At 69.2% G+C, this 19,652-nt stretch carries 24 protein-coding genes and 1 tRNA gene; 10 read left to right on the forward strand and 15 right to left on the reverse strand.

All coding sequences use genetic code 11. From position 1 onward, the window contains the following. Positions 1-71 precede the first annotated feature (71 nt). Positions 72-2,471, forward strand: coding sequence for a transglycosylase domain-containing protein (locus ACWD4O_RS17545; protein WP_451280695.1), 2,400 nt, complete (start codon positions 72-74; stop codon positions 2,469-2,471). Positions 2,472-2,493: 22 nt separating this feature from the next. Here the strand turns inward: ACWD4O_RS17545 and ACWD4O_RS17550 are convergent, their stop codons facing one another. The 3 genes from ACWD4O_RS17550 to ACWD4O_RS17560 all read right to left on the reverse strand — a co-directional run bounded on the left by ACWD4O_RS17550 (position 2,494) and on the right by ACWD4O_RS17560 (position 3,725). Continuing rightward, a complete protein-coding gene (locus ACWD4O_RS17550) occupies positions 2,494-2,814 on the reverse strand; it encodes a DMT family transporter (protein ID WP_451280696.1) in 321 nt (106 codons plus the stop codon). A gap of 181 nt (positions 2,815-2,995) precedes the next feature. Next, positions 2,996-3,298 carry a GroES family chaperonin gene (locus ACWD4O_RS17555; RefSeq protein ID WP_398425392.1) on the reverse strand — a complete coding sequence of 101 codons (303 nt, stop codon included), beginning with the start codon at positions 3,296-3,298 and terminating at the stop codon, positions 2,996-2,998. Between the two features lie 97 nt (positions 3,299-3,395). Continuing rightward, on the reverse strand, positions 3,396-3,725 hold the full coding sequence (locus ACWD4O_RS17560; RefSeq protein ID WP_451280697.1) for a DUF3618 domain-containing protein: 330 nt from the start codon (positions 3,723-3,725) through the stop codon (positions 3,396-3,398). A gap of 105 nt (positions 3,726-3,830) precedes the next feature. On the opposite strand from ACWD4O_RS17560, the gene bcp reads away from it, so the two are divergent. Both bcp and ACWD4O_RS17570 read left to right on the forward strand, forming a co-directional pair. Continuing rightward, a complete protein-coding gene (gene bcp, locus ACWD4O_RS17565; RefSeq protein ID WP_363171421.1) occupies positions 3,831-4,298 on the forward strand; it encodes a thioredoxin-dependent thiol peroxidase in 468 nt (155 codons plus the stop codon). A 121-nt stretch (positions 4,299-4,419) separates the two neighbouring features. Continuing rightward, positions 4,420-4,503, forward strand: a tRNA-Leu gene (locus tag ACWD4O_RS17570). A 55-nt stretch (positions 4,504-4,558) separates the two neighbouring features. Here the strand turns inward: ACWD4O_RS17570 and rdgB are convergent. The 4 genes from rdgB to ACWD4O_RS17590 all read right to left on the reverse strand — a co-directional run bounded on the left by rdgB (position 4,559) and on the right by ACWD4O_RS17590 (position 6,800). Continuing rightward, entirely contained in the window at positions 4,559-5,161 is a 603-nt protein-coding gene (rdgB, locus tag ACWD4O_RS17575) for an RdgB/HAM1 family non-canonical purine NTP pyrophosphatase (protein ID WP_451280700.1), read from the reverse strand. A 48-nt stretch (positions 5,162-5,209) separates the two neighbouring features. Beyond that, on the reverse strand, positions 5,210-5,626 hold the full coding sequence (locus ACWD4O_RS17580; protein ID WP_451280702.1) for a hypothetical protein: 417 nt from the start codon (positions 5,624-5,626) through the stop codon (positions 5,210-5,212). An 89-nt stretch (positions 5,627-5,715) separates the two neighbouring features. Next, positions 5,716-6,453: a ribonuclease PH gene (rph, locus tag ACWD4O_RS17585; RefSeq protein WP_451280703.1), complete on the reverse strand. Its 738-nt coding sequence runs from the start codon at positions 6,451-6,453 to the stop codon at positions 5,716-5,718. 77 nt (positions 6,454-6,530) lie between these two features. Continuing rightward, positions 6,531-6,800 carry a glucose PTS transporter subunit EIIB gene (locus ACWD4O_RS17590; RefSeq protein WP_450945637.1) on the reverse strand — a complete coding sequence of 90 codons (270 nt, stop codon included), beginning with the start codon at positions 6,798-6,800 and terminating at the stop codon, positions 6,531-6,533. Positions 6,801-6,898: 98 nt separating this feature from the next. Here ACWD4O_RS17590 and ACWD4O_RS17595 point away from each other — a divergent pair, with 98 nt between their 5' ends. Further along, entirely contained in the window at positions 6,899-8,197 is a 1,299-nt protein-coding gene (locus tag ACWD4O_RS17595; protein ID WP_451280705.1) for a PTS transporter subunit EIIC, read from the forward strand. A gap of 125 nt (positions 8,198-8,322) precedes the next feature. Beyond that, complete coding sequence (locus ACWD4O_RS17600; protein ID WP_451280707.1) at positions 8,323-9,573, forward strand: PTS transporter subunit EIIC; 1,251 nt, start codon at positions 8,323-8,325, stop codon at positions 9,571-9,573. Positions 9,574-9,658: 85 nt separating this feature from the next. Here the strand turns inward: ACWD4O_RS17600 and ACWD4O_RS17605 are convergent, their stop codons facing one another. Then, positions 9,659-10,411, reverse strand: coding sequence for an MBL fold metallo-hydrolase (locus ACWD4O_RS17605; protein WP_451280709.1), 753 nt, complete (start codon positions 10,409-10,411; stop codon positions 9,659-9,661). 217 nt (positions 10,412-10,628) lie between these two features. On the opposite strand from ACWD4O_RS17605, the gene ACWD4O_RS17610 reads away from it, so the two are divergent. After that, positions 10,629-11,099, forward strand: a complete 471-nt coding sequence (locus ACWD4O_RS17610; protein WP_451280711.1) for a type II toxin-antitoxin system PemK/MazF family toxin — start codon at positions 10,629-10,631, stop codon at positions 11,097-11,099. A 93-nt stretch (positions 11,100-11,192) separates the two neighbouring features. Here the strand turns inward: ACWD4O_RS17610 and ACWD4O_RS17615 are convergent, their stop codons facing one another. From ACWD4O_RS17615 to ACWD4O_RS17640, 6 genes are all read right to left on the reverse strand, one after another. After that, positions 11,193-12,143 carry a PLP-dependent cysteine synthase family protein gene (locus tag ACWD4O_RS17615; RefSeq protein WP_351911753.1) on the reverse strand — a complete coding sequence of 317 codons (951 nt, stop codon included), beginning with the start codon at positions 12,141-12,143 and terminating at the stop codon, positions 11,193-11,195. Between the two features lie 7 nt (positions 12,144-12,150). Further along, positions 12,151-12,429 (reverse strand): MoaD/ThiS family protein, encoded by a 279-nt coding sequence (locus tag ACWD4O_RS17620; protein ID WP_351911825.1) that lies wholly within the window; start codon positions 12,427-12,429, stop codon positions 12,151-12,153. Between the two features lie 93 nt (positions 12,430-12,522). After that, complete coding sequence (locus ACWD4O_RS17625) at positions 12,523-12,618, reverse strand: putative leader peptide (RefSeq protein ID WP_351911754.1); 96 nt, start codon at positions 12,616-12,618, stop codon at positions 12,523-12,525. 82 nt (positions 12,619-12,700) lie between these two features. After that, on the reverse strand, positions 12,701-13,732 hold the full coding sequence (locus ACWD4O_RS17630; RefSeq protein ID WP_451280714.1) for a LacI family DNA-binding transcriptional regulator: 1,032 nt from the start codon (positions 13,730-13,732) through the stop codon (positions 12,701-12,703). 58 nt (positions 13,733-13,790) lie between these two features. Further along, positions 13,791-14,375 carry a nicotinamidase gene (locus tag ACWD4O_RS17635; protein WP_451280716.1) on the reverse strand — a complete coding sequence of 195 codons (585 nt, stop codon included), beginning with the start codon at positions 14,373-14,375 and terminating at the stop codon, positions 13,791-13,793. 93 nt (positions 14,376-14,468) lie between these two features. After that, positions 14,469-15,803, reverse strand: coding sequence for a nicotinate phosphoribosyltransferase (locus ACWD4O_RS17640; protein WP_451280718.1), 1,335 nt, complete (start codon positions 15,801-15,803; stop codon positions 14,469-14,471). 57 nt (positions 15,804-15,860) lie between these two features. Between ACWD4O_RS17640 and clpS the strand changes: the two genes are divergently transcribed. From clpS to ACWD4O_RS17660, 4 genes are all read left to right on the forward strand, one after another. Then, positions 15,861-16,178, forward strand: a complete 318-nt coding sequence (clpS, locus tag ACWD4O_RS17645; protein WP_450945922.1) for an ATP-dependent Clp protease adapter ClpS — start codon at positions 15,861-15,863, stop codon at positions 16,176-16,178. A gap of 33 nt (positions 16,179-16,211) precedes the next feature. Then, the gene (locus ACWD4O_RS17650) at positions 16,212-16,820 is read left to right on the forward strand and encodes a DUF2017 domain-containing protein (RefSeq protein WP_451280720.1); all 609 of its coding nucleotides are present in this window, start codon (positions 16,212-16,214) and stop codon (positions 16,818-16,820) included. Positions 16,821-17,096: 276 nt separating this feature from the next. After that, the gene (locus tag ACWD4O_RS17655) at positions 17,097-18,548 is read left to right on the forward strand and encodes an amino acid permease (protein WP_451280722.1); all 1,452 of its coding nucleotides are present in this window, start codon (positions 17,097-17,099) and stop codon (positions 18,546-18,548) included. Between the two features lie 161 nt (positions 18,549-18,709). Beyond that, positions 18,710-19,132 carry a Mov34/MPN/PAD-1 family protein gene (locus tag ACWD4O_RS17660; protein ID WP_451280724.1) on the forward strand — a complete coding sequence of 141 codons (423 nt, stop codon included), beginning with the start codon at positions 18,710-18,712 and terminating at the stop codon, positions 19,130-19,132. Between the two features lie 49 nt (positions 19,133-19,181). Here ACWD4O_RS17660 and ACWD4O_RS17665 read toward each other — a convergent pair whose 3' ends face one another. Then, a complete protein-coding gene (locus ACWD4O_RS17665) occupies positions 19,182-19,535 on the reverse strand; it encodes a hypothetical protein (protein ID WP_451280725.1) in 354 nt (117 codons plus the stop codon). Between the last annotated feature and the right edge of the window lie 117 nt (positions 19,536-19,652).

Genomic DNA, 19,652 nt, shown 5'->3' on the forward strand with positions numbered 1-19,652 from the left:
CGTACGCGAAGTATGGGAACGAACGACGACGTACGGAAACGTACGGTGCGAAACAGGAGTCCGAGCAACACATGAGTGACGAGCCACAGCCGCAGCAGCCGACCGAGGGCTCAGCACCCGGAAAGCCGGAGGCCTCAGACGGGGGGAGCACCGCAGTGGGGAAACGACCGCGACGCACCGGCTGGCGCCGGCTCCTGCCCACCTGGCGGATGGTGCTCGGCATGTTCGTCCTCGGCGCCGCCGTGCTCGCCGGCCTGTTCTTCCTCGGCTACTCGATGGTCAAGATCCCGCCGGCCAACGCGCTCGCCACCAAGCAGTCCAACGTCTACCTCTACGCCGACGGCACCGAGATCGCCCGCGACGGCACCGTCAACCGTGAGAACGTCGACCTCGCGCAGATCTCCAAGGACGCCCAGCACGCCGTCCTGGCCGCCGAGGACCGCGACTTCTACACCGAGTCCGCGATCGACCCCAAGGCGATGCTCCGGGCCGGCTGGAACACCGCCACCGGCAAGGGCAAGCAGTCCGGCTCCACCATCACCCAGCAGTACGTGAAGAACTACTACCTCGCGCAGGAGCAGACCGTCACCCGCAAGGTGAAGGAGTTCTTCATCTCGATCAAGCTGGACCGCGAGAAGTCCAAGGACGACATCCTCGAGGGCTACCTCAACACCAGCTACTTCGGCCGCAACGCCTACGGCATGCAGGCCGCGGCCAAGGCCTACTACGGCGCCGACGCCTCGAAGCTCACCCCCGCCCAGGGCGCCTACCTCGCCGCGCTCGTCAACGCGCCCAGCGAGTACGACATCATCGCCCACCCCGAGAACAAGGCGGCCGCCGAGGCCCGCTGGAACTACGTCCTCGACGGCATGGTCACCAAGGGCTGGCTCAGCCAGGCCAAGCGCACCGGCATGGCGTTCCCGGCGGTCAAGGAGACCTCCGGCGCCGACACCGGCATGTCCGGGCAGCGCGGCTACCTCGTCACGGCGATCAAGGACTACCTGAAGAACAACAAGATCGTCACCTCGGACGAGCTGGAGGCGGGCGGCTACCGCATCACCACCACCCTGGAGAAGGCCAAGCAGGACGCCTTCGTCGACGCCGTCGACGACCAGCTCATGTCCAAGCTCGACACCAAGAAGCGCAAGGTCGACTCGTACGTCCGCGCGGGCGGCGCCGCCGTCGACCCCAAGACCGGCAAGATCCTCGCCATGTACGGCGGCATCGACTACGTCAAGCAGTACACCAACAACGCCACCCGCCAGGACTTCCAGGTCGGCTCCACGTTCAAGCCGTTCGTCTTCACCTCGGCCGTCGAGAACGACTCCACCACCCAGGACAACCGCCAGATCACCCCCAACACGATCTACGACGGCACCAACAAGCGTCCCGTGCAGGGCTGGACCGGCAGCGTCTACGACCCCGAGAACGAGGACTACGTCAACTACGGCGACATCAGCGTGCGCACCGCCACCGACAAGTCCGTGAACTCGGTGTACGCGCAGATGGCCGTCGACGTCGGCCCCGCGAAGGTCAAGCAGACCGCGATCGAGCTCGGCCTGCCGACCGACACCCCCGACCTCCAGCCCTACCCCTCCATCGCCCTCGGCACGGCCAACGCCAGCGTCCTGGACATGGCCCAGGCGTACGCGACCCTCGCCAACCACGGCAAGCACGGCACGTACACGATGATCGAGAAGATCACCAAGGACGGCTCCGACGTGCTGGAGCTGCCCGAGCAGAAGGCCTCCCAGGTCATCAGCCGCGAGGCCGCCGACACCACCACCTCCATCCTGCGCAGCGTCGTCCAGCAGGGCACCGCCACCGAGGCCCTGGCCGCCGACCGCCCCGCCGCCGGCAAGACCGGCACCGCCGAGGAGGACCAGGCCGCCTGGTTCGCCGGCTACACCCCCGACCTCGCCACCGTCGTCGCGGTCATGGGCCAGGACCCGGAGACCGCCCACCACAAGTCCCTCAAGGGCGTCATGGGCCTGGCCCGCATCAACGGCGGCGGCGCGCCCACCCAGATCTGGGCCCAGTTCACCAAGAACGCCCTGAAGGGCACCCCCGCCACCGACTTCAACCTCCAGATCCAGGAGGGCGGCGAGGAGTCCGCCTACCCCTCCGCCCCGGCCACCGACGAGGCCAGCGCCAGCCCGGACGACAGCGCCACGCCCGGCGCCGAGACCGCCCAGGGCCAGACGCAGGGCCAGGGCAACACCCCGGGCACGACGACCGGCACCACCAACGCCGGCACCACCGCGGGCAACACCTCCACCGGAACGACCACCGAGGGCAGCACGACCGACGGCAGCACCTCCACCGGCACCACCGCCGGCGACACCAGCGCAGGCACCACCACCGAAGGCAGCACGACCGAGGGCAACACCTCCACCGGCACCACCGTCGGCGCCTCGGGAGGCACCCCGGGCGGGGACAGCACGGGAACGACGACGGGCGCCAGCCCATAGCGTCCGCGGAGAGCGTGGCAGGTCAGTGCCCGCCGGTCGCCTTGAGTCCCACCACGGCGACCAGCAGCAGACACACGAAGAAGATCCGGGCGGCGGTCGCCGGCTCCCCCAGCACCACCATGCCGAGCACCGCCGCCCCGGCCGCCCCGATCCCCACCCACACGCCATAGGCGGTGCCGATGGGAAGGGTCCTGGCGGCGTGCGACAGCAGGACCATGCTGGCGACGATGCCGGCGCCGGTGAACAGACTGGGGACGAGCCGGGTGAACCCGTCCGTGTACTTCATCCCGATCGACCAGCCGACCTCGAGCAGACCGGCGACGACAAGCAGAACCCAGGCCATGACAGGCACCTCCGAGACACGAACTCCATCAGGGGTGCGTCGTCTTTGCGGCGCCGGCAGGTCCTGGCAGACCGGCCTGCGGCTTCCCGGTACGGCGCGTCTCGTCGGGCTCCTTCGAATGTAGCAAAGAAACGACAAAAAGGGCCGGTGACGATGGTCACCGGCCCTTACGACTGCAGATTTACAGATACAACCCGGTGGTGTCCTCGGACCCCTCGAACCGGTCCGCCGCCACCGCATGCAGATCGCGCTCCCGCATCAGCACGTACGCGACACCCCGCACCTCGACCTCCGCACGGTCCTCCGGGTCGTACAGCACCCGATCCCCCGGCTCCACCGTCCGGACGTTCTGCCCCACCGCGACGACCGCCGCCCACGCCAGCCGGCGACCGACGGCCGCGGTGGCGGGAATCAGGATGCCGCCACCGGAACGCCGCTCGCCCTCACCGGCCTCCTGCCGCACGAGCACACGGTCGTGCAGCATCCGGATGGGCAGCTTGTCGTGCTGGGAACTGGGGTCGATTCTGTTGGCGCTCACAGCACTGAACCTACCTGCCCGAAGCGGAAACGTAAGCGCGAGGTCAGCCCTTGCGGCGACGGGCGCCGAACGCAAGCAGTCCGACGACGCCGACGACCACCAGCGCAACGGGCACGACACGCTCCAGCCGCGGCGCGCCCTCCTCGTCCACGAACTGCGCCCGCACCTCGCTCACCACCCGGTTGACCTGCACATAGGCCTTCCCCAGGGTGTGATCGACGTTGGCGACGACCTTCGCCTTCGCATCCCCGACGATGGTCTTCGGATGCACCCGCACCCCGATCTCGTCCAGCGTCTCCGCCAGCACGTCTCGGCGGGCCCTGATGTCCGCCTCGATCTGCGCCGGGGTTCTGGTGTCCGACGTCTCCGCCACGGTCTCGGCCTCCGAAGGTCAGATGCTGCGTTTTGCTGCTGCTCCGGACAGTCTGTCAGTTCTTCCGTGCGCCGCACTGTCAGGACCCCCCGATACGCTGGAGGGATGAGCGAGCGACTCGAGCCCGGGGACGTGGCCCCCGCCTTCACCCTGTCCGACGCCGACGGCAACCAGGTGTCCCTGTCGGACCACAAGGGCCGCAAGGTCATCGTCTACTTCTACCCGGCCGCCCTGACCCCCGGCTGCACGAAGCAGGCCTGCGACTTCACGGACAACCTGGACCTCCTGGCCGGCGCCGGTTACGACGTCATCGGGATCTCCCCGGACACCCCCGAGAAACTGGGCAAGTTCCGCGAGAAGGAGTCCCTCAAGGTCACCCTCCTGGCCGACCCCGACAAGACCGCGCTGGACGCGTACGGCGCGTTCGGCGAGAAGAAGAACTACGGCAAGACGTACATGGGCGTCATCCGCTCCACGATCGTCGTGGACGAGGAGGGCAAGGTCGAACGAGCCCTCTACAACGTCCGCGCGACAGGCCACGTAGCAAAGATCATCAAGGACCTGGGCATCTGAGGTCCCGCCTACGCCGGTCAGCGGCCCGTATCGGAACGACTCCGACGCGGGCCGCTCTACGCGTGCGCGTACTGCACGGCAGAAGGCGGCAAGCAACTCCCGGTACGATGACAGGCAGCCAGCGGCGGTGGTGCAATGGCGACACAGCAGACTTAGGATCTGTGGCCCTTGATCGGGCTTGAGGGTTCGAATCCCTTCCGCCGCACATGAACGGCCTGCGAATCGAAGGATCGATGCGCAGGCCGTTTCCGTGCGATGACTCAGCCCAACAGCTCCCGCACCACCGGTACCAACCCCCGGAACGCCTTGCCCCGGTGGCTGATCGCGTTCTTCTCTTCCGCCGTCAGTTCCGCGCAGGTGCGCGTCTCGCCGGTCGGTTGGAGGATCGGGTCGTAGCCGAAGCCGTTCGTGCCGGTGGGGGTGTGGCGGAGGGTGCCCGTGAGGCGGCCTTCGACGACGCGTTCCGTGCCGTCCGGGAGGGCGAGGGCCGCGGCGCAGGCGAAGTGGGCGCCCCGGTGTTCCTCCGGGATGTCGGAGAGTTGGGCCAGGAGCAGGTCGAGGTTGGCCCTGTCGTCGCCGTGGGTGCCGGACCAGCGGGCCGAGAAGATGCCAGGGGCGCCGTTCAGGACGTCGACGCAGAGGCCCGAGTCGTCGGCGACGGCCGGGATGCCGGTGGCCTGGGCGAGGGCGTGGGCCTTGAGGAGGGCGTTCTCGGCGAACGTCACTCCCGTTTCCTTGACGTCGGGGATCTCGGGGTAGGCGTCCGCGCCGACGAGGTCATGGGGCAGGCCTGCGTCGGCGAGGATCGACCTGAGTTCGGTGATCTTTCCGGCGTTGCGGGTGGCGAGGATCAGGCGGGTCATGTCCCCCAGTATCCCCAGTCCCCCAAGGGGTTTCCTACGGCGTATCTCTTACGGCGTGCAGACCTTCGTCAGTTCGCCTGCCGCGTCCGTGACCGGGCTGAGGTCGGGGGTGTTGTCGCCGCTCTCGACCGCCTTGCGGACGTTGGTGACGGCCTCCTGGAGGTCGTCGACCGCCTTGTTGACGTCGGTGTTGTCCGTCTTGTCGCCGATCTCGTCGAGGTTGTTCTCGATGGAGGTGAGCGACTCCTCGGTCTGCGTGGGGTCGTTCGCGGCGTTCTCCACGGCCTGCTGGAGGTCGGTGACGCTGTCGGCGATGGCGTCGGCGGTCTGGACGCAGTCCAGGGCCTTGTTGACTGCGTCGCAGCCGGTCGTCGTCAGACCCAGGCTCAGGGCGACGGCCGCCGTGGTGGCGGCTATGACGGTACGACGACGCCGGTGTGGGCGTCGGCTCGCGGCCGTGGACATATAGGTGTTCCTCCCCGTCGGTGTACTGGCAAAGACGCCCTGACGGGCGGGCCGGTTGCCCGCGTCGCCAGGACGTCTTGGTGTTCCCTTTACTTTTCCAGGACCGTATCAAGTGCCGTGCGCTGCAGGACAGCCAGTTCCGCGCAGCCGGAAACGGCCAGATCGAGGAGGGAGTTGAGTTCGTCGCGGGCGAACGGCTCGGCCTCGGCGGTGCCTTGGACCTCGACGAAGCGGCCGTCGCCGGTGCAGACGACGTTCATGTCGGTCTCGGCGCGGACGTCCTCCTCGTAGCAGAGGTCCAGGAGCGGGATGCCGCCGACGATGCCGACCGAGACCGCGCTCACCGTGCCGGTGAGGGGCTGGCGGCCGGCCCTGATCAGCTTCTTGCCCTGGGCCCAGGTGATCGCGTCGGCGAGGGCGACGTACGCGCCGGTGATGGCGGCGGTGCGGGTGCCGCCGTCGGCCTGGAGGACGTCGCAGTCGAGGACGATGGTGTTCTCGCCGAGCGCCTTGTAGTCGATGACCGCGCGCAGGGAGCGGCCGATGAGGCGGGAGATCTCGTGGGTGCGGCCGCCGATCTTGCCGCGGACGGACTCGCGGTCGCCGCGGGTGTTGGTGGCGCGGGGGAGCATGGAGTACTCGGCGGTGACCCAGCCCTCACCGCTGCCCTTGCGCCAGCGGGGGACGCCCTCGGTGACGGAGGCGGTGCAGAAGACCTTGGTGTCGCCGAAGGAGACGAGGACGGAGCCCTCGGCGTGCTTGCTCCAGCCGCGTTCGATGGTGACGGGGCGGAGCTGTTCGGGGGTGCGGCCGTCGATGCGTGACATGGGATCGAGCCTAGCGGGACATGCGGGAGGGGCTCCGCCCACATGGGAAGGAGCCCCTGCCGGGGGAGCCGGGCGGCTCACATCATGTCTTCGATCTCCGCTGCGATCGGGTCTGCGTCGGTGCCGATGACGACCTGGATGGCGGTGCCCATCTTGACGACGCCGTGGGCGCCGGCGGCCTTCAGGGCGGCTTCGTCGACCAGCGCGGGGTCGTTGACCTCGGTGCGCAGCCGGGTGATGCAGCCCTCGATCTCTTCGATGTTGTCGAGGCCGCCGAGTCCGGCGACGATCTTCTCAGCCTTGGTGGCCATTTCGGTCTCCTTACACGTGACGCACAGTTGGCCCATCTTCGCGAGCGATTGCGCCGTGTGTCCCGAAGGATGACCTCACAGCAACCCAATCGTCCGTAGCTGGTCTACACCACCTGACAGGCGGTCGCCAAACGATGAGTGCCGAGAGCGCCGGGACGGCCGTCAGTCCCGCCCGTCAGCGCTGGAACAACGCGTTCCAGGGGTTGCAGAAGATGGGCCGCAGTCTTCAGCTGCCGATCGCCGTGCTGCCGGCCGCGGGCATTCTCAACCGGCTGGGCCAGCCTGATGTGTTCGGGGACGACGGGCTCGGCTGGACGAACGTGGCGAAGGTGATGGCGGGTGCGGGTGCGGCGCTGCTCGACGGCTCCCTGGGGCTGCCGCTGCTGTTCTGCATCGGTGTGTCCATCGGCATGGCGAAGAAGTCGGACGGTTCGACGGCGCTGGCGGCGGTGGCGGGGTTCCTCGTCTACTACAACGTGTTGCGGCAGTTCCCGGAGGACTGTGGGCCGGGTTCGAAGGTGATCCCGAACATCGGGTGTCAGGCGACCGACAACACGGTGGGGGCGTTCGCGTACCAGAATCCGGGGGTCTTCGGCGGGATCGTGATGGGTCTGCTGACGGCCTTCTTCTGGCAGCGCTATCACCGCACGAAGCTGGTGGACTGGCTGGGCTTCTTCAACGGCCGGCGGCTGGTGCCGATCATCATGGCGTTCGTCGCGATCGCGTTCGCGGCGTTGTGCCTGTGGGTATGGCCGCCGATCGGTGACGCCCTGGAGAGTTTCAGCGACTGGCTGGACGGGCTGGACGCGTGGGGCGCCGGCATCTTCGGCCTCGCGAACCGGGCGTTGCTGGTGATCGGTCTGCACCAGTTCCTGAACGTGCCCATCTGGTTCCAGTTCGGCAGCTACACCAAGCCGGACGGCACGGTGGTGCACGGTGACATCAACATGTTCCTGGCGGGCGATCCGGACGCGGGGCAGTTCACCTCGGGTTTCTTCCCGATCATGATGTTCGCGCTGCCCGCGGCGGCGCTGGCCATCACGCACTGCGCGCGGCCGGCGCGGCGCAAGGAGGTCGGCGGTCTGATGCTGTCGGTCGCGCTGACGTCGTTCGTCACCGGCATCACGGAGCCGATCGAGTACTCGTTCCTGTTCGTCGCGCCCTTGCTGTACGTGGTGCACGCGGTGCTGACGGGTGTGTCGATGGCGGTGACGTGGGGGCTGGGCGTGCATGACGGTTTCAGCTTCTCCGCGGGGCTCATCGACTACGTCATCAACTGGAATCTGGCGACGCGGCCGTGGGCGATGATCCCGATCGGTCTGGGTTTCGCGGTCGTCTACTACGGGGTCTTCCGTTTTGCGATCACGAAGTTCGATCTGAAGACGCCGGGGCGGGAGCCGGAGGAGGAGCGGGAGGACGTCACGAAGGCGTAATGGAGCGGTAGCTCAACGTAGTTGAACGGTTGCGGGAACAGTGGGTTCCTTATGCCGCCTTCATCGTGCTACAACATGGTCTACACCACTGAGTGGTGTAGACCACCACCCGATGGAGGAAGTCTATGAGCACCGCCACCGCGCCCACGGCGGCCCCCGCGAAGAAGTGGGGATCCGGTCTGTTCCAGGGCCTGCAGAAGGTCGGCCGCAGCCTGCAGCTCCCGATCGCCGTGCTGCCGGCGGCGGGGCTGTTGCTCCGGTTCGGCCAGCAGGACATCCACGACAAGCTGAACCTGCCCGACAAGGTCACGGCGGTGTTCGCCACGGCCGGCGGTGCGATCTTCGACAACCTGCCGATGCTCTTCTGTATAGGCGTCGCGATCGGCTTCGCCAAGAAGTCGGACGGCTCCACCGCGCTGGCCGCCCTGGTCGGCTTCCTGGTCTACGCCAACGTCCTCAAGGCGTTCCCGGTCAGCGAGGCGAAGGTCCAGGCGGGTGCGGACATAGCCGCGACCTACAACAACCCCGGGGTCCTCGGCGGCATCGTGATGGGTCTGCTCAGCGCCGTGGTGTGGCAGCGCTACCACCGCACCAGGCTGGTGGACTGGCTCGGCTTCTTCAACGGCCGCCGGCTGGTCCCGATCATCATGGCCTTCGTCGGCACGGTCATGGGCGTCTTCTTCGGTCTGGTCTGGGAGCCGATCGGCGAGGTCATCTCGAACTTCGGCGAGTGGATGACGGGCCTCGGCGCGTTCGGCGCGGGTCTGTTCGGTCTCATCAACCGCGCGCTGATCCCGGTCGGCATGCACCAGTTCGTGAACACCGTCTCCTGGTTCCAGCTCGGCGACTTCACCAACGCGGCCGGCGAGGTCGTCCACGGCGACCTCAACCGCTTCTTCGCCGGTGACCCGACGGCCGGTCAGTTCATGTCCGGCTTCTTCCCGATCATGATGTTCGGCCTGCCGGCCGCCGCCCTGGCCATCGCGCACACCGCCCGTCCCGAGCGCCGCAAGGCCGTGCTGGGCATGATGATCTCGCTCGCGCTGACCTCGTTCGTCACCGGTGTGACCGAGCCCATCGAGTTCTCGTTCATGTTCATCGCCCCGCTGCTCTACGCGATCCACGCGGTGCTGACCGCCCTGTCCATGGCGATCACCTGGGCCCTCGGCGTGCACGCCGGATTCACGTTCTCCGCGGGCTTCATCGACTACGCGCTGAACTGGAACCTGGCGACCAAGCCCTGGATGATCATCCCGATCGGTCTCGTCTTCGGCGCGGTCTACTACTTCGTCTTCCGCTTCGCCATCACCAAGTGGAACCTCCCCACCCCGGGCCGCGAGCCCGAGGAGGAGGTCGAGGACCTCACCAAGGCGTAGCCGTCGGCCCGCACGCGAAGACCCCCGGAGCCCTGAACTGCTCCGGGGGTCTTCTGCATGACGTGCTCGTCAGATCTCGTGCTCGTCAGATCTCGTACGTCACCCGCGGCGCCGCCAGCTCCACCGGGCCGTCGAACACCGCGCGGGCGTCCGCCAGGTTGACCTGGGGGTCGGTCCACGGCGGGATGTGGGTCAGCACGAGCTTGCGCGCCCCCGCCCGGCTCGCCGTCTCGCCCGCCTCGCGGCCGTTGAGGTGCAGGTCGGGGATGTTCTCCTTGCCGTACGTGAAGGCGGCCTCGCACAGGAACAGGTCGGTGTCGCGGGCGAGATCGGTCAGGGCCGGGCTCACTCCCGTGTCACCGGAGTACGTCAGGGACTTCCCGCCGTGTTCGACGCGGATGCCGTACGCCTCCACCGGGTGCGCCACGCGTTCCGTGTGCACGGTGAACGGTCCGATGTCGAAGGTGGACGGCTTGACCGTGTGGAAGTCGAAGACCTCGCTCATCGAGGAGGCCGACGGGGTGTCCGCGTAGGCCGTGGTCAGACGGTGCTCCGTGCCCTCCGGTCCGTAGACCGGGATGGGGGCGCAGCGGCCGCCGTCGTGGCGGTAGTAGCGTGCGACGAAGTACGCGCACATGTCGATGCAGTGGTCGGCGTGCAGATGGCTCAGGAAGATCGCGTCGAGGTCGTAGAGACCGCAGTGGCGCTGCAGCTCGCCCAGGGCGCCGTTGCCCATGTCGAGAAGCAGCCGGAAGCCGTCGGCCTCTACGAGGTAGCTCGAACAGGCCGATTCCGCGGACGGGAACGACCCCGAGCAGCCGACGACGGTGAGCTTCATAAAGCAGAAACCTCCGCTGGCGGGACGAATGATCGTGAATGGGGCGACGGGGGTCGTGCGGTTCGTCGAGCGTAAGGCGCAAAACCCCGGGTCGCTCCTCCGCCAGGGGCTGTTGTGGGGGAACTCACCTGTGGTGTCACCGGTTCGGCTGGACCCGAGGCGCGTGGCCCGGGACAGAGGGCGCGCGGTGGTCGTCGTGCGCCGGTAACGTCGTCCTATGGACACGTCGTGGTGGCTCGCGCTCGCGGCGCTGGTGCTGCTCGCGCTGGTCGCCACGCTCGTCGACGGATGGGGGCGGGGACGGCGGCGGCAGGGGTCGCGGACGCGGCCGCCGGGCCGGGCGACGGGGCGGCCGGGCCGGGGGCGCGGGCTCGCCGGGAAGCCGCGGCCCGCGGAGATCTGGTGGGCGAACGTGCCGTTCGAGGACGGGCCGGGGGACAAGGACCGGCCGTGTCTGGTGTTGATGGTGCGCGGTGACCGGGTGACCGTCGCGAAGATCACCAGCAAGTACCACGACGAGCGGGCCGGGGTGATCCCGTTGCCGCCGGGTGCGGTGGGCGATGCGCAGGGGCGGGCCAGTTTTCTGGAGACGGGCGAGCTGCGCGAGGTGCGGGTGGGGGACTTCCGGCGGCGGGTGGGGGTGGTGGACCCGATCCTGTGGGACCAGGTCCGTCACCTCACCACCTGAGCCGCACCACCTGACCGCCCGGCGGCCTCACCATCTGAGCCGCACGGCCGCCTGACCGCCTGACCGTCCGGCCGCCTCACCACCTGACGGCGGCTATGCCCAGAGTTGGCCCTGCAGCGTCTCGATCGCTTCCTCTGTCGTCGCCGCCGTGTAGACGCCCGTCGACAGGTACTTCCAGCCGCCGTCCGCCACGACGAACACGATGTCTGCGCTCTCGCCGGCCGCCAGCGCCTTCTTGCCGACGCCGATCGCCGCGTGCAGGGCCGCGCCCGTGGAGACGCCCGCGAAGATGCCCTCCTGCTGGAGGAGTTCCCGGGTGCGGGTCACGGCGTCCGCCGAGCCGACCGAGAAGCGGGTGGTGAGGACGGAGGCGTCGTACAGCTCCGGGACGAAGCCCTCGTCGAGGTTGCGCAGGCCGTAGACCAGGTCGTCGTAGCGCGGCTCGGCGGCGACGATCTTCACGTCCGGCTTGTTCTCGCGGAGGTAGCGGCCGACGCCCATGAGCGTGCCCGTGGTGCCGAGGCCCGCGACGAAGTGGGTGACGGAGGGGAGGTCGGCGAGGATCTCCGGGCCGGTCGTCGCGTAGTGGGCGCCCGCGTTGTCGGGGTTGCCGTACTGGTAGAGCATCACCCAGTCGGGGTGCTCGGCGGCGAGTTCCTTGGCGACGCGCACGGCGGTGTTGGAGCCGCCGGCGGCCGGGGAGGGGATGATCTCTGCGCCCCACATACGGAGCAGGTCCCGGCGTTCCTGCGAGGTGTTCTCGGGCATCACGCACACCATGCGGTAGCCCTTGAGCTTGGCCGCCATGGCGAGGGAGATGCCGGTGTTGCCGCTGGTCGGCTCCAGGATGGTGCAGCCGGGGGTGAGACGGCCGTCCTTCTCCGCCTGCTCGACCATGTGCAGGGCGGGGCGGTCCTTGACCGAGCCGGTGGGGTTGCGGTCCTCCAGCTTCGCCCAGATGCGGACGTCGGCGGACGGCGAGAGCCGCGGCAGGCGCACCAGAGGGGTGTTGCCCACCGCGGCCAGCGGGGAGTCGTAGCGCATGCCGGTGTCAGGCCATGCCGCCGGCGACGGCCGGCAGGATCGTGACGGTGTCGCCGTCGGTCAGCTTGGTGTCGATGCCGTCGACGAAGCGGACGTCCTCGTCGTTCAGGTACACGTTGACGAAGCGGCGCAGCTTGCCGTCGTCCACGATGCGGGCGTGGATGCCCGCATGCCGGGTCTCGAGGTCGGTGAACAGCGCGGCGAGGGTGTCACCGTTTCCCTCCACCGCCTTCTGACCGTCGGTGTACTGGCGGAGGATGGTCGGGATGCGGACCTCGATGGCCATGGCTGAGGACTCCTGTCGGAAGGTGTGGGCAGCGCGATACGTCATGTGAGACTCCCCCAGGCTCGCGGGCCCGGCGGCAGAGCAATGCGGGCGTCAACAGATGGCGCTGGCGAGCCTGCACAGGTCGACGTGCAGCCGCGCCACGAGCAGCGTGCCCGGCGTCTTCTCGCTCACGTCGTTCAGAACCATGGGCTCATCGTATCGATTCCCGGTCCGGCTACCGGAGTGTGATCCCACATGATGGACGGTTTAGGGCCGGGGGCTGAGATCCCTAGGCGGAGGCGCGGCGCACCAGGCGGGTCGGGACGACCACCGAGGGCGGCTGCGGTGCGTCGTCGCGGACGAGCAGCCGGGCCAGCAGCCGCCCCATCTCCGGGACGTCCTGGTGGACGGTGGTCAGGGGCGGGTCGGTCGACTCGGCGATGGAGGTGAGGTCGTCGAAGCCGACGACGGCGACGTCCTCGGGCACCCGGCGGCCGCGCTCGCGCAGGATCTGCAGCGCGCCGGACGCCATGAGGTCGGAGGCGACGAAGACGGCGTCCAGGTCGGGGCGGCGGTCCAGCAGCGCGGCCATGGCGTCGGCTCCGCCCTGCCGGGTGTAGTCGGCGCGCTCGACGAGTTCGGCCGGGGCGCCGAACAGGACGTCGTGGTAGCCGGCGAGCCGGTCGGCGGCGGAGTGCTCCTGGTCGTAGGGGCCGGCGACGGTCGCGATCCGCTGCCGTCCGAGCGCGACCAGATGCTGGACGGCCTGGCGGGCGCCGCCGCGGTTGTCGCCGTCGACGTAGGCGTGGCGGTGGACGGTGTCGCCGTCCCGGAGCAGGGGGCGGCCGCCGAAGACGGCGGGCAGGGCGAGCCGGTCGGTCATCTCGGCCAGGCGGTCGCCGGGGCGCAGGGAGAACAGGATCGCGCCGTCGACATGGCCGCCGCCGAGGTAGTCGGCCACGCGCGCGTAGTCGTCGGGTTCCTCCACGAAGAGCAGGACGGCCTGCGCGCCGTGCAGCGCGAGTTCGCGGCGGATGCCGCGCAGGAGGAGGTCGAAGAACGGGTCGAGGAAGAGCCGGTTCTCGGGCTGTGCGGCGACCACGGCGACGGCGCCCGTGCGGTGGGTGACGAGTTGCCGGGCGGCCTGGTTGGGCACGTATCCCAGCTCGGAGACGACGCGCCGGACCCGGTCGACGACCTCCGCCCGCACCCGGGCCTCCCCGTTGATCACCCGCGAGACGGTCGACTTCGAGACCCCCGACCGCCGGGCGACATCCTCGAGCGTGGGGCGCCGTACGTGCGAGCGTTGCGTCAACACCATCTCCGTGGGGGCGAGTCGGGAACTGCACCTGGCGGAGACGCTATCCGGGGGGAGCGTGTCAGACGACCGGCTTTCCGGTGAGTTCCACGCCCGCCGCGCGCAGCTCCTCCAGGGCGCGGTCGGTGCTCTCCTCGGCGACTCCGGCGGTGAGGTCCAGCAGGACCTGGGTGCGGAAGCCCTCGCGGGCCGCGTCCAGGGCGGTGGCCCGCACACAGTGGTCGGTGGCGATGCCGACGACGTCCACCTCGTCGATTCTGCGGGCGCGCAGCCAGTCGCCCAGGGTGACGCCGTTCTCGTCGGCGCCCTCGAAGCCGCTGTAGGCGGCGGCGTAGGCGCCCTTGTCGAAGACGGCGTCGACGGCGCCGGAGGCGACGGCCGGGGCGAAGTTGGGGTGGAAGCCGACGCCCTCGGTGCCGGCGACGCAGTGCGCGGGCCAGGAGTGGACGTAGTCGGGGTTGTCGGCGAAGTGGCCGCCGGGCGCGATGTGGTGATCGCGGGTGGCCACCACATGCCGGTACCCGGCGGGGGCCTGCCCGATCAGCTCGGTGATGGCGGCGGCCACGTCGGCACCGCCGGTCACCGCGAGACTGCCCCCCTCGCAGAAGTCGTTCTGCACGTCTACGACGATCAAGGCGCGGCGCATGGTCGGTGTCCTTCGACTGAGGATGAAGTAATTGAGCCTAGAGACTTTGTCGGCGGTGCGGGAGGGGGCCTGCTCCGTGGCGTACCCCGTGGCCTACTCCGTGGCGTACTCCGTCGGGATGACGGGTTCGCCGCGGGAGAGCTGGGTCGCGGAGAGCGGGAGGCGGGCGCGGGCCGCCGTGTGGCGGTCGCGGACGACGTCCAGCGGCTCGCGGGCGACGACCTCGCCGCCCTTTATCAGCTCGACGAGCAGTTGGTGGTCGGCCAGCGCGGCGGGGACCGGCCCGGTGCCGACGACCTCGGCCTGTGCGACGCCCTGTGCGTCGGGCCGGCGGGCCGCCCACTTGCGGCCGCCGACGGAGGTCTTGCCGCCGGACGACTTCTTCGCCACTGGCGCCAGCGGGGCCTTGGGGTCGGCGGACTCGGCGCGGGCGACCAGCTTGTAGACCATCGAGCAGGTGGGGTGTCCGGAGCCGGTGACCAGCTGGGTGCCGACGCCGTACGCGTCCACGGGGGCCGCGGCGAGCGAGGCGATCGCGTACTCGTCGAGGTCGGAGGTGACGATGATCCGGGTGCCCCGCGCGCCCAGCTCGTCGAGCTGCCGGCGGACCCGGTGGGCCACGAGCAGCAGGTCGCCGGAGTCGATGCGGACCGCGCCGAGCTCGGACCCGGCGACCTCCACCGCCAGCCGGACGGCCTCGGCGACGTCGTAGGTGTCCACGAGCAGGGTGGTGCCGCGGCCGAGGGAGTTCACCTGGGCCTGGAAGGCGTCGCGCTCGGTGTCGTGCAGCAGGGTGAAGGCGTGGGCGCTGGTGCCCACGGTGGGGATGCCGTAGCGGAAGCCGGCGGCCAGGTCGGAGGTGGTGGTGAAGCCGCCGACGTACGCGGCGCGGGAGGCGGCGACCGCGGCCAGTTCGTGGGTGCGGCGGGCGCCCATCTCGATCAGGGGTCGCTCGCCGGCCGCGGAGGACATCCGGGAGGCGGCGGCCGCGATCGCGGAGTCGTGGTTGAGGATGGAGAGGATCACGGTCTCCAGGAGCACGCACTCGGCGAAGGAGCCCTCGACCCGCATGATCGGCGAGCCCGGGAAGTAGACCTCGCCCTCCGGGTAGCCCCAGACGTCACCCGAGAAGCGGTATCCGGCGAGCCAGTCCAGGGTCTCCGCGTCGACGATGTTCCGCTCGCGCAGGAAGCCGAGGACGTCCGCGTCGAAGCGGAAGTTCTCGACGGCGTCCAGGACGCGCCCGGTGCCGGCGACGACGCCGTAGCGCCTGCCGTCCGGCAACCGCCGGGTGAAGACCTCGAACACGCTGCGCCGCTCGGCCGTGCCCGCTTTCAGGGCGGCCTGCAGCATCGTCAGCTCGTACTGGTCCGTGAAGAGCGCGGTAGAGGGAACGTCCACCGGGAGCCCAAGGTCCGCTGTGTTCATGACGACAGATGCTACTCCCTTTTCGTCGGTGTGACGATTTCCGGGATGCGTGGCAGCATGGGCCATGTGACGTCACCCGCTCCCCTTGAGATCGAACGCACCGAGTCGGCGGAGGAGGTCTTCGCCGTCCCCGAGCCGGACGTCCCGTGGGTCACGATCGTCCACAACGACCCGGTCAATCTGATGAGCTACGTGACCTATGTCTTCCAGACGTACTTCGGCTACCCGAAGGACAAGGCCACCAAGCTCATGATGGACGTCCACCACAAGGGCCGGGCGGTCGTCTCCAGCGGCTCTCGCGAGGAGATGGAACGCGACGTGCAGGCCATGCACGGCTACGGCCTGTGGGCCACCCTCCAGCAGGACCGGAAGTAGACCGGAAGCAGACCGGAGTAAACGACCCCACTGATGCCTGGACAATTCGAACCGATCCCCGGCGGCGGCGCGGCCGTCGCACTCGACGACGTCGAGATCTCCATCATCCGGTCGCTGGCCGTGCAGCTCCTGGAGCTCATCGGCCCCGGCCCCGCCGAGGACGCCGGCGACGACCCGCTCGCCGAGCTCTTCGCCGAGGGACCGAGCGAGCCCCCCGCCGACCCGGTGCTGCGGCGCCTGTTCCCGGACGCCTACACCGACCCGGAGGGCTCCTCGGGTCCGAAGCAGGCGGACGAGCAGAAGGCGCACTCGGCCGAGTTCCGCCGCTTCACCGAGAACGATCTGCGGGCCGGCAAGCGGGAGAACGCCCTCGCGGTGGTCCGCTCGCTGGACGCGCTGGCCTCCGAGTCGGCCGGCGAGGGCGGGGCGGTGCTGAAGCTGTCCCCGGCGGAGTCCCAGCAGTGGCTCCGCGCACTGAACGACCTGCGGCTGGCGATCGGCTCCCGGCTGGAGATCACCGAGGAGGACGACACCGACCTCCTCTACCGGCTGCCGGACGAGGATCCGCGCAAGCCGATGGTGATGGCGTATCTCTGGCTGGGCGGGCTCCAGGAAACCCTCGTGACGACCCTTTTGCCCTAGTTCGCCGGTCATTTCGTTCGCTCAGCGGACGCTCAAATCCGAATAACGATCGCGTTACCTCCCCGGCCGGTTATGCCGTCCGGGGATGCGTTTTGTCCGCTTCTTCCTGTGGTGTGCGCCACATGTCCTGCCGGTGATCAGTGTTGCGGGCGTGATAAATCTTCACGACCGCCCGGCGGACGCCACCCATGTCCCGCCGGGTGCGCCGTATGGCCGACGGACCGTCGGCCGGGCAGCTCCAGTACGCGGGGGGATTCGGAGAAAGGCGCACCACACATGACCTCTGAGAAGGTCACCGGCACAGCTGTCACCGACACGGCTGCCACCGACACTCCCGAAGAGGGATACGAACGCGGGCTCGGCAGCCGCCAGGTCCAGATGATCGCGATCGGCGGCGCCATCGGCGTCGGCCTCTTCCTGGGCGCCGGGGCGAACATCGCCAAGGCCGGTCCCAGCCTCATCCTGATGTACGCCCTCGCGGGCGCGATCGTCTTCTTCATCATGCGGGCGCTCGGCGAGCTGCTGCTCTACCGGCCCGTCTCGGGTTCGTTCGCGGAGTACTCCCGTGAGTTCCTCGGCCCGTTCTTCGGCTACTTCACCGGCTGGACGTACTGGCTGATGTGGGTCGTCACCGGCATGGCCGAGCTGACGGCCGCCGCGATCTACGTCAACTACTGGTTCCCGGCCGTCCCCCAGTGGGTGACGGCGCTGGTCTTCCTGGTGATCCTGTTCGGGGTCAACCTGATCTCCGTGAAGCTCTTCGGCGAGCTCGAGTTCTGGTTCTCGATGGTCAAGGTCACCGCGCTGATCGGCATGATCGTGATCGGCCTGGGCGTGCTGACCTTCGGTTTCAGCAGCGCCGGCGACACGGCCGCGGTCTCCAACCTGTGGGAGTTCGACGGCTTCTTCCCCAAGGGCGTCGGCTCGTCCCTGATGACCCTGCAGGGCGTCATGTTCGCCTACCTCGCGGTCGAGCTGGTCGGGGTCACGGCCGGTGAGTCGGAGAACCCGGAGAAGACCCTCCCCAAGGCGATCAACACGCTTCCCTGGCGCATCGCGCTGTTCTACGTCGGCGCGCTCACCGTCATCCTGTGCGTGGTGAAGTGGACCGAGTTCGCGCCGGGCGTCTCGCCGTTCGTCGAGGCCTTCGCGAAGATCGGCATCCCGGCGGGCGCCGGCATCGTCAACTTCGTCGTGCTGACCGCGGCCCTGTCCTCCTGCAACTCGGGCATGTACTCCACGGGCCGCATGCTGCGGAACCTGGCCGACAGCGGCGAGGCCCCCGCGGTCTTCCGCAAGCTGTCGTCGACCAAGACCCCGGCCTTCGGCATCGCGGTCTCCGTCGCCTTCATGGGCATCGGCGTGGTCCTGAACTACGTCGTCCCGGAGAAGGCCTTCGGCTATGTGACCTCGGTGGCCACCGCGGCCGGCATCTGGACCTGGCTGATGATCCTGATCAGCCACGTCCTCTACCGCCGCGCGGTCGTCGCGGGCCGACTGCCCGCGTCCAGCTTCCCCGCCCCGGGCGGTTCGGCGTTCAGCTGGGTGGCCATCGCGTTCCTGCTCTTCGTGACCTGCCTGATCGCGTACGACGCCGACTCGCGCGTCTGCCTCTACGTGATGGCGGGCTGGGCGGCCGCCCTCGGCATCGGCTGGGCGGTCCTCAAGGGCCGCAACCCCGACGTCACCGCCCGGCGCGAGCCGGAGCTGGAGAAGATCGGCGGCTGAGAGCCCTTTCCCAGGACGTCCGGCCGCAGGGAGCACTCGTGGCGCCCTCTGCGGCCGCCGCTCAGGACGTCCGCGATGTGGGCCGTTCCGTACCACTCCCCGGTACGGAACGGCCCCTTCGGCTGTCCGGTCCGCGGTCCGGTCTGCTTATCCTGACGACCATGCTGACCATTACCCAGGACCTCGTCGACAAGATCGTCGCGCATGCGCGCAAGGACCACCCCGACGAGGCGTGCGGCGTCGTCGCGGGCCCGGAGGGCGCGGACCGCCCCGAGCGCTTCATCCCGATGCTGAACGCGGCCATGTCGCCCACGTTCTACGAGTTCGACTCCGGTGACCTGCTGAAGCTCTACCGCGAGCTGGACGACCGCGACGAGGAGCCGGTGATCATCTACCACTCCCACACGGCCACCGAGGCGTACCCGTCCCGCACGGACATCTCCTACGCGAACGAGCCGGGCGCGCACTACGTGCTGGTGTCGACGGCGGACACGGACGGCGGAGGCGAGTTCCAGTTCCGCTCGTTCCGCATCGTGGACGGGGTGGTCACGGAGGAAGACGTGAAGGTCGTCGAGTCCTACTGAGCGCCGAAGGCGTCCGCCCTCGGGCCCGCCGCGTCCAGGCCCGCCGCGTTCAGGCCGCCGCCTTCCGCAGGAGTGCTCGGATGGGGCGCCAGAGCTCCGGTACGACCGTCACGTCCAGGGGGACGGCGTTGTCCGGGGCGGTGCGCCATATCAGGCCGTCCGGGTGATGGAGGACGGCCGTGATCTCGTCGGGGGTGGGCGGGGCGGCGTTGCCGCGCAGATAGACGGCGCGCAGGCCCAGGTTGCGGAGCCTGGTCAGGGCCCGGGCCCGGTTCTGGGCGTGGACGAGCACACGGACGTCCGCCAGGGGCCCTGGGAGGCCCTCTCGGGCGCTGGGGCTGGGCAGGTTGACCGCCACCACCACCATGCCGTCGGGCAGCTTGCAGAAGCCTCCTGCGGCCATGTGGTCACGCCCCCGTGCGAGTCGACGTCAATAAGAGAATCACAGGAGGCACCTAAACACGATCGGCGGCAACCCGCCAGGGGGCTGCCGCCGATACGCCTTTGACCTGCGATTATG

This window comes from Streptomyces sp. NPDC002623, from assembly GCF_053592635.1.